Source organism: Veillonellaceae bacterium, from assembly GCA_012523975.1.
Taxonomy (GTDB): domain Bacteria; phylum Bacillota; class Negativicutes; order JAAYSF01; family JAAYSF01; genus JAAYSF01.
On record JAAYSF010000071.1, the window covers coordinates 1 to 15,330 of the forward strand.

Consider the following 15,330-nt stretch of genomic DNA (forward strand, 5'->3'; position numbering starts at 1 on the left):
CCGCGAGCCCCTTGCCCGCTTGACGCACCTTGCATTGTCTGGCTTAAAATGTCCTGAAAGTTAACCCGGCTTCCTTTAAAACCAACAGTGTTAACGTTGGCAATATTGTTGCCGATAACATCCATACGGGTTTGATGGTTTTTAAGGCCGGAAACACCGGCGAACATCGAACGCATCATAATAAATGACCTCCCGAATTTTCGTTTATCTTTTTTATGTAGCTGCGTCAATCAGTCGGCAGCTTGTGGGCTCCCTCAAGAGGTCCAGCCCTAAACAATTACAGCGCTGTCAATGTTGGTAAAGACATTATCTTTAATGCTTGTACCATCCATGGCCGTAATAACGGTCTTGTTTTTGATACTTACAATTAGCGCCAAATCATTATTCATTAGCACCAGTGATTCCTTCGCACCCTTTTGCGCAGCCTTTTCTACCGCACGGTTCAATTTATCCATATCTGTCTGGTTAAGCCGAATATTCCGGTTCTCGAGACGCTGCATAGCGTGCTGCGAAAACTTTACACCGGTTAATTGCTGTTCCAGTATTTTATTAAATGGAACTGAGCTAGGTGATGACTTGCCTAACGGACGTGGTACAGCGTTTGATGGTTTTTGGACTGGTAAAATGGGCGACTGCGGATAATAAATACGATTATCAGCCATATTATTTAGCTCCCCAAATTACGCCTTCAACAGAAGTTACTTTCTCAAGCGCTACATTAACATCGCCTACAACTAAGGACGGTTTTCCATCACTTATCCGTACTGCACTAACTATTCCGGCTTGTTCCTCACCGTAATCATCAGTCCATCTTACCTGGTTTCCAATCATCCCACTGGCCTGAACAGTCAGCATAGAAGCATTTAAGTTCTGCATTTGCTCTAGGCTGGAAAACTGTGCCATTTGGGCAATAAATTCTTTATCTTCCATTGGATTCATCGGATCCTGATACCGCAGCTGCGTTACCAATAACTTAAGAAACTCATCTTTTCCCATATTGTCCTGCTTAGTTCTTGCCGTTTGCCCGCTTGCAGTTTGCGTCGTGCTAGTTTGGCCTACGTTATATACACTTGCCACTAATTCTCACCTCCTAAATCCGATAGTCAACTCCAGTTTCTGAAGTAGTTATTCCAGTATTTTCAATAGCCTCAATACTTTCGCTGAATTCATTGCTGCTGTTTTTCTTATTTAGTTGAGATTTCCATGCCTGCTGTCTGTTTGCCTCACCCTGTCCATTGGAAAATGGTTGGCCTAGTCCAGCATAGACTCCTACATACTCTACTTTAAGTCCTTGTTGAGCCATATCCTGCCGTAGCTGCTGCATAGAAGCTTCAATTATGCCGCGCACCTCGCTATTGTTAGTATGGAAAGATGCGCTGACTACGCCATTATCAACCGCAACCTTTAGTGTGAGTTCGCCAAGATGCTCAGGCTTTAGCTTTATAATCATTTCCGACATATCAGAATTCTTGACTAAGCGCGCATGCTCGACAATCTGTCCAACGACATTATTTGTATCTTTCGGTGTCTGTGGTATCGGCTGTCCGTCAATGTCAACAACAGCATCAGCTTGATCCTTCATACCGGTTTGGTGAAGTAGCTGCTGAAAAGGTTGCAGCGGTTTATCAGAGACATTTTCTACTGCTGTTGCTTCGCTTAAATTCTGCTCATGGAATAGACCGTTGTTCGTTGTTTCCAGACTGGTATCTGCTGATAAAGACGTCATAGCATTAAGGCTTACTTTACTTTCCTTAACCGGCATATCTAAAGTTTGTACAGGGTCATCTGCTTGAAGACTTTCATCAGCTGCATTGTTTGCTGCAATTACAGACGCATTTTGGTAGGCGGACACTGTTGCAAGCGGTTTTAATAAATTGTCTGATACTAACTGGCTCTGCCCTGCAGATATTAATTGTTCAACCGCTATACCTGTGGCCTGTTTTCCCTTGCCGTCAGGATTGTGGGTGCCCTGCTTTTTTACACCGTAGTTTTCCTGCTGATTAATAGCAATGGTTTGGCTATTTAGTCCGTTTTGGTTGAGATCTTCTGGCACCGTGGTAACTTGGCTTATGCCAGTCTGCTGCAGTTGCTCCGATTGATTAGCTAGAGTTGTAGGAGTGTTAACATTTCCAGTGTTGCCATCAAGCATTTTGGAAGCGCCTTCTGAAATTAACCCGTTTTGACTTGCGACCTGAAATGGTGATAATTTACTATTGGATTGGTTAAGATTAACTTCTACATCCTGATTAAACATTGTATCAGTAGAAGTTCCAACTTTCCTGCCGCCTTTGTCGTCAGCGTCGCCTATTGAAACCGGCATTACCACTAAATTATTGAATAATGGGATAACCTCACCAGTCGGCGCAGACGATGTAACATTATTGCGGTCATCCGCTTTATGACCGGTCTCCCCTTTAAAGCGCTTTGGGTAAGCAGCCGAATTCAAGACATCGGCAAATGCCGCTTGTTCCTTATTGCTATTAGGTGAGCCGCTTAATTTACCGGCTGTACTCTTCTTGTGGGCTTTGGGAAGCTCCGCTGAAATACTTGCCGCTAATACATCCACGTATTTATTCACCTCCTTTCAATGATAATGTTGGCTTAGAGGGTACCAGGAGTTTGGGCCTTTAACATTGTCTGACTCAAACGTGCAGCCCGTTCTACGTCCAACAAAGCCATAATTTTAGCTACCTGGCTCTCATCCATTTTATTGAAAATAGCGATGACCATATCATCATCAAGTTTATTCATTATTGGAACTACTTCTTCAGGTTTCATATTCTCATAAAGCCGTGCCACTTTTGAAATCCTTTTTGCTTCTTCGAGTTGCTTGGCTTTGGCTATTTTCTCGCTATCGCTGCCGCTAGGAGGCAATAATACCGGTTGCTGCTCCTGTTTAACTGGTTGGTCTGCCGGTTTTTTCGCCTTCGGCGGCTGGATATCTTCAATGTTCTCAAGTTCCACCGGTTCAAAATTCGTTGTTGGTGGAGTAAAATATTGGCCAATTACCGGATATTCATGAAGCTTTAATCTAGCTATTATGGCCTGTGGATCAATAAACTTCATATATATACCAAGCGCAAAGCCGACACCGGTTAGCATTAATATTACAAATGCAATGAGCAGCTTTTTAAATAGCGATCCTTTAGCCTGAGACTGTTGCCCTGAAGTTTTTTGACTGGATTTAAGGTTTATATTTGCCATGTTTACCTTCCTTTAGGTAATAAAGCTATTAAAATTGTGACATAACCTTTGTCACATATGATTTTGTTTCCGGATAAGGTGGAACACCTCCGTAGCTCTTTACAGCCTCCGGTCCAGCATTATAGGCCGCAACAGCCTTTACTACATCGCCGTTAAATGTATGTAGCATTTTGCGTAGATAGCGCACCCCGCCATCAATGTTTTCCTGCGGATCGGTAATATTCTGTACACCTAAACTACGGGCAGTATCCGGCATAAGCTGCATAACGCCAACAGCACCAGCCACCGAAACACTATTGGTCTCTAGACCTGATTCAGTTCTAGCGACTGCTAATGCTAACTTAGGATCAACACCATGCTGTCGTGCACTGGTTTCAACCAGTTTAGCAATACTTTGCTTGTTCGTATTTAAGGCGGTTGAAGCGCTCTTTTGCTTTGCCCCTGCCAATACGTCTGCAAAGGCACCAATCGACGTTGGATTTGCCGGTATCATAAACCGCTTCTCTATTGTGTTGATACGCTGCGTCACTCTAGTTAATCCGTCCATTAAATCACCTTAACTTTTGCGGACATAATTTTGAAGTCCCAATTCATCGAGATACTTTTGTTCCTCGCTTAATGCTTCTGCTTGGTACTGCAGCAGACGCTTCACTCTAAATTTTTCAACAATCTCATAGTTTTTGGCTGCTTGTTGAAGCTCCTGCAAACGTTCTTGCTGCACTGCCTGCGCCTCGTTAACACGCATACTTTGGTGTTTTATGTTCTCCCTAATTTTATCGAAGTAATTCTGAAAATCCTTAAGTTCATCAATAATAGGCGAACTATCTTGATATTTTCTAAAACTGACAATAGACTCAGTTAGTTTTATTGTTAACTTATCAAACTTTTCCTTTTCCTCATGCAAAACTTGTGATGCCTGCATAAACTTTAGCTGGGCTTGTTCATTTTGCATCTGACGGTATTTTAAAAGGGTATCGAGTCGAAACTGAAATTTCTTCATAAATCCACCTCTTCATCTGTTATTCGGCTAACTCAATCAGCCTGCTAACAGCTTGGTCGAAAGTTGTTGTTTCGTAGACACCCTGCTGTAAAAATCTTTTAATATCGTCAATCACATTAATTGCTTTATCAATATTTGGGTTGCTGCCATGGGCATAGGCACCGATATTTATTAGGTCCTCGGCTTCTCGATAGGTCGCCATAATCGAGCGCAACTGCTGCGCCGCTTTATAGTGGTTTTTTTCGACAATTTCCAGCATAACCCTGCTGACACTTGCCAATACATCAATTGCCGGATAATGATTCTGTGCAGCCATATTTCGTGTCAGAACAATATGACCATCTAAGATACTGCGTACAGCATCGGCAATCGGCTCATTCATATCATCGCCATCCACCAGTACCGTATAAATACCTGTTATTGATCCGCATTCGCCCGTACCTGAGCGTTCTAATAATTTCGGCAGCATAGCGAATACTGATGGCGTATAACCCCGCGTCGCAGGCGGTTCGCCAATTGTAAGGCCTACCTCGCGCTGCGCCATGGCAAAGCGGGTCACAGAATCCATCATCAAAATTACATTGCGGCCTTGGTCGCGGAAATACTCTGAGATTGCAGTCGCTGTCATAGCGCCCTTTATCCTGACCAACGCTGGCTGATCCGAAGTAGCTACTACAACAACCGATCTTTTTAAGCCTTCTTCCCCAAGATCACGCTCAATAAACTCTCTGACTTCACGACCGCGTTCGCCAATCAGCGCGATGACACTTATATCAGCCTCGGTATTTCGCGCCATCATGCCCAAAAGCGTACTCTTGCCTACACCGCTGCCCGCCATTATACCAACTCGCTGCCCACGCCCTAAGGTTATAAGACTGTCAATAGCACGGACACCAACAGCTAATTTGTTCGATATGCGGCTTCTCAACAAAGGAGACGGCGGTGTTGCATGCAGTGAGTAGCGGTTATTAGTTAGAAGCGGCCCCTTACCATCTATTGGGTTCCCCAAACCGTCTAAAATCCTGCCCAATAACTGCGGCCCAACGGGAACTTCCAGCGTCTGTTGGGCTGAAATTACCTCGCAGCCTGGCCCTATCCCTTCCATTTCGCCAATCGGCATTAACATTACCCTATTTTGACGGAAGCCGACAACTTCAGCCGGGATTAAAAAATCTCTATTACGCGGCCTGATATAACATAGCTCACCAAGACTAACATTAGGGCCGTGGGCTTCGATTACTAAGCCAATTATTTCAGCGATTTTACCGCTAAGCTTCATTGTCTCAACTTTGCTTGCGGCGCTTAAATATTTATCTGCACAAAACCTCATGGCATTATTTCCTCAAGAGCTCTTTTTATAGCCTCAAACTGAATATCAAGACTGGCGTCAACTGTCCCGTAGGGTGTATCAATCATACAGCCGCCAGGACTGACAGTATTATCACTAACTACTGATAATGCATCTTCACAGCCAATCATTATCTGCAAATCACGTTTAGACTGAACCACAATATCATAGTCGATCGGATTCACACGAATAATAATACTCTCTTGATCACGTACTTTTTCTAACGCAGTCTTTACAATTGGCAAAATCACTGTCGGATTTTCGTCTATTTCCCGCGCTAAAATCTTCCGTGCTACTGCAAGAGCTATTTTTACTATCTCGCGCTCAGCTTTGATTAGAGTTTCTTGGTACTCTTGCCGGGCATCAGCTAATATGTTCTCAGCTGTTTCAGATGCACTGTTAATTTTATTTGTCATTTCTAGTTCTGCTTGTTCTTTGCCTTGACGAACCCCTTCACTGTAGCCGGCTTGATAGCCCTCCTGCCGACCGGCTTCACAAGCCTGCTGTCTAAGTTGTTCTGCCTCCTGCAAGGCCTGGCTTATGCATGTTTCAGCTTGCTTTTTAGCATCATCTAGGATTTTCTTTGCCTCATCAATAGCTTCTTGGATTTGTTCTCGTTCTGGTTCTGCAGCACTGTCTTCGGTTTGCTCGACAATCGCAAATGCCGGACGATGGTTATTAATTATAAGAGGTTCTTCCTGGACTGAAGCAAATTTAATAATTCTAGACAATTATCTCGTCCCCTTTGCCACGTGACACAATAATTTCACCGGATTCTTCGAGACGACGGATAACATTAACGATTTTTTGCTGGGCTTCCTCAACATCTCTAATACGCACAGGACCCATATATTCGATTTCTTCGCGCAGCATTTCAGCCGCGCGCTTAGACATATTCTTATAGATTTTTTCGGCGACTTCAGTTGAGGACGCCTTGAGCGCAAGCGCAAGGTCCTTAGAGTCAATTTCCCGTAATACAAGTTGCAGAGAACGATCATCAAGCAAGATAATGTCTTCAAAGACAAACATTCTCTTCTTGATTTCTTCGGCAAGTTCAGGATTCTGAACCTCAAGATTCTCAATGATAGTTCGTTCCGTAGTACGGTCTACCCGGTTAAGCACTTCGACAATAGAATCGACACCACCGGCAGCAGTAAAATCCTGAGTAGCCAAAGACGATAATTTTCTTTCTAAAATTCTTTCAATATCCTTTAAAACATCCGGCGATGTGCGATCCATCGTAGCAATTCGTTTGGCGACATCAACTTGCCGATCTGGCGGGAGCGCAGATAATATTACACCGGCTTGGTCTGGATGGAGGTAAGCCATTATTAATGCAATCGTCTGCGGATGTTCATTTTGGATAAAGTTCAGGAGCTGAGCGGGATCGGTCTTGCGTGCAAAATCAAACGGTCTAATTTGCAGACTCGCCGTTAATCTGTTTATAATCGATACAGCTTTTTCAGCACCTAATGCTTTTTCAAGTACCTCCCTGGCATAATCTAAGCCTCCGGAAGAAATATACTCTTTAGCTAAAGCCATTTGGTGAAATTCTGACAGAACTTTATCTTTTTGCTCTTGGCTAACTTTTCGCTGATTAGCAATTTCCAAAGTAAGTTTTTCTATTTCCTCTTCCCGCAAATGCTTAAAAATCTGAGCTGATATCTGCGGGCCTAAGGCGATTAGCAAAATAGCTGCCTTTTGCTTATTTCCCATCTCGTTAGATTGATACAAAATTTCACCTCCTGACTATTATTCATCAGCCAACCAAGCCTTTATCAATTGCGCCACTTCTTCGGGCTTAGACTTAGCAAACTTTTCAACTGCTTCACGCTGTTCAAGCTGTTCTTTTTCCTGCGGAGTCAGTTCTTGTAATTTTTGTGTATCGGACTCCGCTTGTGCCTGTGTTAAAACCTGCTCCAATTCCAACTCATCCTCATGTTGGCGACGCCGCGCCAGGTACATTCGAACAAGGTAGAGCAAGACAAGTACTGATATGACAGCGATACCAATTTTTAGCCATAATGATCGCTCTTGTTGTTTTTGAAAAGCCTCTTCTTCTTTCCGTTGCTTATCAGCTAAATCTGTGTTAAACGGCATGCTTTCAACTGAAATAACGTCACCACGACTCTGGTTAAAACCGATAGCAGAAGCAACTGTACGTGAAATGCTATCCTGTTGTGTTCGGCTAATTTCGCCGTCTACCAAGACAGCAACTGTTAATCGCTTTATTGAACCGGGGGTTGACACAATCTTTTCTTTAGTTTCATTAATCTCGTAGTTCCGTGTTACTTCTTTTTTCTCGTAGTTCGACTGGGCATTATTACTATTTGTCACATATCCCGGGATGTTAGCCGTAGTACCGGCAGGTCCCCCTGGTGCTTGTGAGGTGCCTTCGTAATTCTCATTAAATTCCTGCAAGCTTCTAATTATGCCCTTATCATCTACTACTGGCTCGAATATTTGCCGATCCATGGTACGCTGGTCAAAATTAAGCTCAACGCTGACTCTTGCAGCTGCTTTTCCAGGGCCAAGAACTTGCTCTAAAAGGGATTGCACACTCTTTTGCAAGTCTTCCTGTACTTTCTTAGTCATTTCTATCTGCGTCAATGTCCCTGCACCGGCTATTTCAGCGTCCGACTGATCATTCAGAACATGGCCCTTGTTGTCGACTACTGTTACATTCTCAGCCTTTAGACCTTGTATACTGTGCGCTACCAAATTAACAATCCCCTTTACCTGTTGACGGGAAAGCTGCGCAGATGGCCTTAATTTTAACATGATTGACGCAGTGGCTGGTTTTTCGTTCTTTTTGTATAGACTATCTTCAGGCAGTACAATATGTACCCGAGCTTTTTCTACCTCTGACATTTGCTCAATTGTTCTGGTCAGTTCACCTTGCAAGGCTTGCAGTAAATACACCTTGTTTTGAAAATCAGTTGTTCCAAATTTGTTCTGATCAAAGATTTCAAAGCCTTTACCACCTCTTGGCAAGCCCTGACTAGCTAAATCCAGCCTAATTCGGTAAACATCTTTTGATGGTACCATAATAGCTGTACCATTGTTACCGATTTCATGCTGAATTTTCATTTCTTTGAGTTTTTCCCTGACCTCACCTGCATCTGTTACGTCCATATTGGTGTATAAAGGTACAAGATCGGGCCGGCTTCCCCACCAATAACTCCATGATAAAATAGCAATAAAAATCAGGATTGCCGAACCGATAATCATGTACTTCTGTTTTTTTTCCATGTTTCCCCACAAGCGCAGAGACTGTTCCTTCCAGTCAGCCATCGGATCCACCCTTCTTGATTAGCAAAAATAAATTGCTGAGATGTATAATTAGACCTGCATTCTCATGACTTCCTGATACGCGTCAACAACTTTATTGCGAACCTGCATAGTAAGCTGTAGGGCAATAGATGCTTTTTCAGCGGCTATGACTGCTTGGGAGACATCCTGTAACTTCCCTGCTGCTAAATCGAGTGATGCCTTCTCTGCCCTATGTTGAAGAGTGTTTACATCAGTAATTGCCTCGGACAAAAACTGACTAAAGCTTTTACCAGCTTGCTCTGTTTCAGTTGGGGCCGGATTATTAATCGGTAAACTGACCGGCATTAATTTTAATTGTTCAATACGCATATATTACCTCACTACCTCCCAATTTCCAGCGCTTTAAGAGCCATGCTTTTAGCGGCGTTAACTGCAGTTACGTTTGCCTCATAGGCCCTTGTCGCGGTAATCATGTCGACCATTTCCGATACGACATTTATGTTTGGCATTTCAACATAGCCTTCTCGATCAGCATCAGGGTGATTAGGATCATATACCCGCCGAGTCGGAGAGTTATCTTTGGTTATTCCTGAAACCTTAACACCAGAACCAGGATCCATCTCTTTTGATAAAATTTGGGCGAAGGACTGCCCTGAACGAGGTTCAAAGATAACAATCTGACGCCGATAAGCTCCACCTTCAGCCGTTCTAGTTGTATTGGCATTAGCAATATTGTTGGATATTACATCCATTCGCAGCCGTTCCGCAGTAAGTCCTGAGGCGGCGGCATTAATGGCATCAAACATTCCCATAACTAGCGTCTCCCTTCATTAATAGCAGATTTAAGACCGGCAAGATGTTTACTTAATTGAGTTATTAGAGCATTATAATAAATATTGTTCTTAGCTAAATTAGCCATTTCAACATCGATATCTACATTATTGCCGTCTGTTCTGAACGAAGTTGAATTTATGGTATTGATAAAAGGAACACTGCCATCTGATGCTCTTTTGGATAAATGACTGGCCTTAGTTTTAGTTAACTTTAAATCGCTTCTACCGCTTAGTTCCGCTTGTAAAAGTTCTTCGAAAACTACCTCACTCTTTTTAAAACCAGGTGTATTAACATTGGCGATATTGTTGCTTACTACTTTGTGCCGTAAAGAAGCTGCGTTAATACCTTGTTCCAATATTGAAAATTGCGGGTTTGATAATATGGCCTTAAGCATGTGAAAACCTCCACAACTTTTGCGTAAATACAGATTTTTTTATTTATGCATGGTGCATACTTCTACATATTCTGGCTAAATCCTTTAGATTTCTGTCAATTTCTATGTGGTAAAATTACACGTAGCGACAAAAGTCCTATGTTTTTTTATAAGAAGGCCATATTGCCTAAGCAAACAAAAAACCACCCTATATACAAGGGTGGCTTATCAGCTGCTTATTACTTTTTCATTTTTTCTAATTCATCAAGCAACCGCTCATTTAGAACCTTGATGTAAGTACCTTTCATCCCGAGCGATTTGGACTCAATGACACCGGCGCTTTCAAACTTTCGCAAAGCATTGACGATAACCGAACGAGTAATTCCGACCCGATCGGCAATTTTGCTGGCAACCAGCAAGCCTTCATTACCTTCCAACTCATTTAAAATATGGATTACTGCCTCTAATTCAGAGTAAGAAAGGGTTCCAAGCGCTACTTGAACAGTGGCTTTTTTTCTGGCTTCTTCTTCCATTTTTTCACTGCGGTCACGCAATATTTCCATACCGACAACAGTTGCACCATATTCGGCTAAAACTAAATCATCGTCATTTAAGCCATTACAGAACTTGGCCACAATTAGTGTTCCAATCCGTTCCCCTACGCCATAAATCGGTACAACAGTTGTAAACTTATCGTCAAACATGCAGGCCGTACCTTCGCTGAATGTACACATTCCACTTTTCAATTTGAGGTTTGGCGATGTCTCGTTAACGCGTAACAACCATTCAACATAGTGTTCAGGAAAACTAGCTTGCTTAAGGACGCGATCACGCATTAACTCACATTCAAAGTCATCAAGCAAGGCGTATCCTAGTACAGTGCCTTCCTTGCTAACAATATATACGTTTGCGCCTATCACACCGCTCAACACTCTTGACATTTCATCATATTCAACTTTTTCCGACTTTTGCAATAGTTTATTGATTTTTCTGGTGCGTTCTAACATTGATGACATATTTCATTTCCACCTTTCATTAGGCCTAACTCATCTTAAAAATTCCTCATAAAATATAGTGGCTTAAATCTTGATCCACAACAATATGAGAAAGTTTTTGTTTAACATAATCACGACTGATAATTAGATTTTTTTCTGTTATATCAGGAGCCTCATAAGCCAAGTCTTCCAATAATTTTTCCAGGATAGTATGCAGCCGCCTAGCACCGATATTTTCAGTCTGAGCATTTACTTGACAGGCAATTTCTGCTAGTTCATCAATAGATTCTTCACTAAATTCAATTTTTATTCCTTCTGTTGCCAACAGATTGACATATTGAGTGATAAGGGCATTAGCTGGTTCAGTTAAAATTTGTTTAAAGTCTTCTTTAGAAAGACTGGTCAGTTCTACTCTGATTGGGAAACGCCCCTGGAGCTCGGGTATTAAATCTGAGGGTTTCGATATATGAAAAGCGCCCGCAGCAATAAACAAAATATGATCAGTCTTTACAGTACCGTATTTTGTCACAACGGTTGACCCCTCAACTATAGGCAAAATATCACGCTGGACACCTTCGCGTGAAACATCAGGGCCGGATGAGTGGCTGCGACCGGCTATTTTGTCAATCTCATCAAGGAATACTATACCGTAATTCTCAGCGAAATATATTGCATCAGCATGAACGTCGTCCATGTCAATTAACTTTTGCGCCTCTTCTTGAATAAAAACCTTGCGGGCATTAGCGACGGTTACCTTCCGCTTTTTTTGCTTTTTAGGCAAAAAGTTACCCAACATGTCTTGGATATTTATCCCCATTTCTTCGACGCCGGACCCGGCAAACATCCCCATCATAGGATTGGTGTTATCTTCAACAGTAATCTCAATTAGCTCATTCTCAAGTTCACCGGCCATAAGCCGATTTCGCCACTTTTGTCTCTCTGATTCCTGGCTGGCTTGATCAATTGTGTTATCCTTGGGCGCTCCCATCGTGTTTTGTCCGGCAAACAGGACCTCGAACGGGTTACGCGGAGTTTCTTTTTTAGCTGAAGGGTGAAAGTACTCAAGAATACGTTCATTCGCTAGCTTGAGGGCCTGTTCGTTTACTTCCATCATTTTGGTCTGTTTAACTATTCGGATTGACGTTTCAACTAGATCTCGAATCATAGATTCCACGTCGCGTCCGACATAACCGACCTCTGTAAATTTAGTAGCCTCTACCTTAACAAATGGTGCATTAACCAGTTTGGCTAAACGTCGAGCAATTTCGGTTTTGCCAACTCCTGTTGGTCCAATCATTAATATATTCTTGGGTATTATTTCTTCTTTAATATCAGCAGGAAGCTGCTTACTGCGCCAACGATTTCGTAAAGCTACTGCAACTGATTTTTTTGCTTGTTTTTGACCGACAATGTATTTATCGAGCTCTGCTACTATTTGTTTTGGTGTCAGTTCAGCCAACGCCATCCCTCCCGATTTTATAATTCCTCTACAGTAATATGGTTATTGGTATAGATACAGATACCGGCGGCAATCTCAAGAGATTCCCGAGCAATCTCGGGAGCTGTAAGATTTGAATGTTTTAGCAAAGCCCGTGCGGCTGCTAACGCATAGGAACCTCCTGATCCAATAGCCGTGACGTTATCATCAGGTTCAATAACTTCTCCGTTACCGGAAATAATTAGCATATGCTCTGAGTCAGTTACAATCAGAAGAGCCTCAAGTTTTCGCAAAACACGATCAGTGCGCCAATCTTTGGCCAGTTCAACGGCAGAGCGCATAAGGTTTCCGTTAAATTCCTCGAGTTTAGTCTCAAATTTACCAAATAAGGTAAACGCATCTGCGACCGACCCGGCAAAACCAGCCAAAACCTTCCCATGATAGAGGCGTCTGACCTTCTTTGCATTATGTTTCATTACGGTATTGCCGCCGAAAGTTACCTGCCCATCGCCGGCAATAGCCGTTTTTCCTCGATGCCGTACAGCAACAATTGTTGTAGCATGAAACACCTAAAACCACCTCCTATGCACGCGGATGTGCATGCTTGTATACTAGTCTTAAACTATCCTTCGCTGTGTCCATATCCAGCAGATGCGCAGGAAAGCTTACATGTCCCAGCATCTCTCTTATGGATGATAAATCGGCTCCATTTTTTAGTAAATGGGCAGCAAACGTATTTCGCAGTGTCTGAGGGCTAATATTTTTTAATCCAGCCAAACGATCTACATATTTTGCGACAATCCGACGGACGCTACGATCAGTCAAAGGGCCGCCGTTCTTGTTAAGAAAAAGTATATCACTAATATAACTTTGGTCACTCTTACAAAGGTTAGGTCTTCCCTGCCCTAAATAACGTTCAACTGCACCTGCAGCGTGCCGGCCGATAGGTATCACTCTTTCTTTAATACCTTGCCCGTATACAAGAATGTAATGATTTAATAAATCAACGTCATTAACAGTTAAACCTATTAGCTCAAAAATACGCAATCCCGAAGCATACAATAATTCTAGAATAGCTGCATCGCGCATTCCCAATGAATCGGAGCCAGGGAGATCCAATAAATGGTTGATTTCACAATAATCAAGATACACTGGTGGCCGTTTTTCAATTTTGGGAGTACGGATGTCCTTAGCTGGATTATCGGCAATTACGTTATTTCGGATCAGAAAACGAAAAAAAGACCTTAAACTTGCTATACGGCGAGCAATGGTCCGCTGGGAATACCCCTGGGCCTTAAGATTACCAAGATATGTTCTGATAAACATATGATTAATATCGTCAAAAAGAGCCTCACTAACACCCTGAAGCTTAGCAAATTCGAAGAAATTCTCAATATCTGCAAGATAGCTGGCCACGGTGAAAGGTGAGGCGTTCTTTTCAACTGTCAAATATAACAAGAATTGCTTAAATTGCTGCTGTAGCATATAGCTAGCTACCACACTTTACTAAAAGAAATTTACTGATTTATATTAGCATAATAATGTAATTTACGCAAGATTGTTGTCGAATTTTTCACTAAATTTTTGCAAAGAGCTTAAAGACCGTTCTGCAATCATTTTGTTCTTGACCTTTTTATCACGAATTTTTTGGCCAAGGGGAGGCATCAAGCCAAAATTTATATTCATTGGCTGAAAACGTTTTGGATCGGCATGGGTTATGTATTGGCAAAGAGCGCCGTGGGCTGTATCTTCCGGAAAAATAAGCGGCTCTTTGCCCTTGGCTATCCTGGCGGCATTTATACCAGCCACTAATCCACTTGCAGCTGATTCCACATATCCTTCAACACCGGTCATTTGCCCGGCGAATAACAGATTTGACCTGTCAGCCATTTGCATTGTTGATTTTAAAAGCTTAGGTGAATTGATAAAAGTATTTCGGTGCATTACGCCAAATCGAACGAATTCTGCATTCTCAAGGCCAGGAATTAATCGAAAAACCCGTTCTTGCTCCGGCCATTTTAGATGCGTCTGAAAACCCACAATATTATAAAGAGTCGCGGCAAAATTATCCTGCCTTAGCTGAACAACAGCGTATAGAGCTTCTCCAGATTCTGGGTGATCAAGCCCCACGGGTTTAAGCGGCCCAAATCGTAAAGTGTCAATTCCCCGCCTAGCCATTTCTTCAATCGGCATACATCCCTCAAAAAAGATAGCCTTTTCGAATTCTTTAATAGGTGCTGTTTGAGCGGCAGTAAGTTCTTGCCAAAACCGCTCATACTCTTCTTTAGTCATCGGGCAATTAAGATAATCTTCGTCACCTTTACCATAGCGTGATGCACGAAAGACCTTTTCATAATTAAGCGATTCACTAGTCAAAATGGGCGCCGCCGCATCGTAAAAATATAAATACTCTTCCCCTGTCATTTGGCTTACCGCCTCAGACAACTTCTGTGATGTTAACGGCCCACTGGCAATAACAGCTAACCCCTCGGGTATTACAGCCACTTCAGAATTAATAACAGTTACCTTAGGGTGATGATTTAAAGCTTCAGTTATAAAACTGCTAAATCCATCTCGGTCTACTGCAAGTGCACCGCCTGCAGGTACCCGATTAGCATCAGCCGCTTTCATAATCAGTGAATTCATCCGCCGCATCTCTTCTTTAAGAAGGCCTACCGCATTCTCAATTGCCGCCCCCCTTAACGAATTACTGCACACTAATTCGGCAAAATCCGCGGTGTGATGTGCAGGCGTCATGACCTTAGGCCGCATTTCATATAGTTCTACATTTACTCCCGCCTGGGCTATCTGCCACGCAGCTTCGCTTCCGGCGAGGCCGGCTCCAATCACTATTACTTTATCTAT

19 protein-coding genes are annotated in these 15,330 nt (G+C 42.6%); all 19 read right to left on the reverse strand.

Features of this window, described 5'->3' with window-relative positions; all coding sequences use genetic code 11:
• The coding region (locus GX348_09225) for a flagellar hook-basal body protein (GenBank protein ID NLP42360.1) at positions 1–179 on the reverse strand (179 nt) is incomplete at its 3' end.
• Positions 180–269: 90 nt separating this feature from the next.
• A complete protein-coding gene (locus GX348_09230) occupies positions 270–662 on the reverse strand; it encodes a flagellar protein (protein ID NLP42361.1) in 393 nt (130 codons plus the stop codon).
• 1 nt (position 663) lies between these two features.
• Entirely contained in the window at positions 664–1,077 is a 414-nt protein-coding gene (flgD, locus tag GX348_09235) for a flagellar hook assembly protein FlgD (GenBank protein ID NLP42362.1), read from the reverse strand.
• Between the two features lie 13 nt (positions 1,078–1,090).
• Positions 1,091–2,566 (reverse strand): hypothetical protein, encoded by a 1,476-nt coding sequence (locus tag GX348_09240; GenBank protein NLP42363.1) that lies wholly within the window; start codon positions 2,564–2,566, stop codon positions 1,091–1,093.
• A gap of 35 nt (positions 2,567–2,601) precedes the next feature.
• Complete coding sequence (locus tag GX348_09245; protein NLP42364.1) at positions 2,602–3,204, reverse strand: magnesium transporter MgtE; 603 nt, start codon at positions 3,202–3,204, stop codon at positions 2,602–2,604.
• Between the two features lie 28 nt (positions 3,205–3,232).
• A complete protein-coding gene (locus GX348_09250; protein ID NLP42365.1) occupies positions 3,233–3,751 on the reverse strand; it encodes a lytic transglycosylase domain-containing protein in 519 nt (172 codons plus the stop codon).
• Positions 3,752–3,760: 9 nt separating this feature from the next.
• Positions 3,761–4,204, reverse strand: coding sequence for a flagellar export protein FliJ (gene fliJ, locus GX348_09255; protein ID NLP42366.1), 444 nt, complete (start codon positions 4,202–4,204; stop codon positions 3,761–3,763).
• Positions 4,205–4,223: 19 nt separating this feature from the next.
• Positions 4,224–5,534, reverse strand: a complete 1,311-nt coding sequence (fliI, locus tag GX348_09260) for a flagellar protein export ATPase FliI (GenBank protein NLP42367.1) — start codon at positions 5,532–5,534, stop codon at positions 4,224–4,226.
• Positions 5,531–6,283: a flagellar assembly protein FliH gene (locus GX348_09265; protein NLP42368.1), complete on the reverse strand. Its 753-nt coding sequence runs from the start codon at positions 6,281–6,283 to the stop codon at positions 5,531–5,533. The genes fliI and GX348_09265 overlap by 4 nt, the downstream gene beginning before the upstream one ends.
• Entirely contained in the window at positions 6,276–7,286 is a 1,011-nt protein-coding gene (gene fliG, locus GX348_09270) for a flagellar motor switch protein FliG (protein ID NLP42369.1), read from the reverse strand. Before fliG ends, GX348_09265 begins: the two co-directional genes overlap by 8 nt.
• Positions 7,287–7,304: 18 nt before the next feature.
• On the reverse strand, positions 7,305–8,846 hold the full coding sequence (gene fliF / locus GX348_09275) for a flagellar M-ring protein FliF (GenBank protein ID NLP42370.1): 1,542 nt from the start codon (positions 8,844–8,846) through the stop codon (positions 7,305–7,307).
• 48 nt (positions 8,847–8,894) lie between these two features.
• A complete protein-coding gene (gene fliE / locus GX348_09280) occupies positions 8,895–9,194 on the reverse strand; it encodes a flagellar hook-basal body complex protein FliE (protein ID NLP42371.1) in 300 nt (99 codons plus the stop codon).
• Between the two features lie 11 nt (positions 9,195–9,205).
• Entirely contained in the window at positions 9,206–9,637 is a 432-nt protein-coding gene (flgC, locus tag GX348_09285) for a flagellar basal body rod protein FlgC (GenBank protein NLP42372.1), read from the reverse strand.
• 2 nt (positions 9,638–9,639) lie between these two features.
• On the reverse strand, positions 9,640–10,053 hold the full coding sequence (gene flgB / locus GX348_09290; protein NLP42373.1) for a flagellar basal body rod protein FlgB: 414 nt from the start codon (positions 10,051–10,053) through the stop codon (positions 9,640–9,642).
• A gap of 218 nt (positions 10,054–10,271) precedes the next feature.
• A complete protein-coding gene (gene codY / locus GX348_09295) occupies positions 10,272–11,048 on the reverse strand; it encodes a GTP-sensing pleiotropic transcriptional regulator CodY (protein ID NLP42374.1) in 777 nt (258 codons plus the stop codon).
• A gap of 46 nt (positions 11,049–11,094) precedes the next feature.
• Positions 11,095–12,486, reverse strand: a complete 1,392-nt coding sequence (gene hslU, locus GX348_09300) for an ATP-dependent protease ATPase subunit HslU (protein NLP42375.1) — start codon at positions 12,484–12,486, stop codon at positions 11,095–11,097.
• Between the two features lie 17 nt (positions 12,487–12,503).
• A complete protein-coding gene (gene hslV, locus GX348_09305) occupies positions 12,504–13,034 on the reverse strand; it encodes an ATP-dependent protease subunit HslV (GenBank protein NLP42376.1) in 531 nt (176 codons plus the stop codon).
• Positions 13,035–13,047: 13 nt separating this feature from the next.
• A complete protein-coding gene (locus GX348_09310; protein NLP42377.1) occupies positions 13,048–13,950 on the reverse strand; it encodes a tyrosine-type recombinase/integrase in 903 nt (300 codons plus the stop codon).
• Between the two features lie 63 nt (positions 13,951–14,013).
• Positions 14,014–15,330, reverse strand: a complete 1,317-nt coding sequence (locus GX348_09315) for a methylenetetrahydrofolate--tRNA-(uracil(54)-C(5))-methyltransferase (FADH(2)-oxidizing) TrmFO (GenBank protein NLP42378.1) — start codon at positions 15,328–15,330, stop codon at positions 14,014–14,016.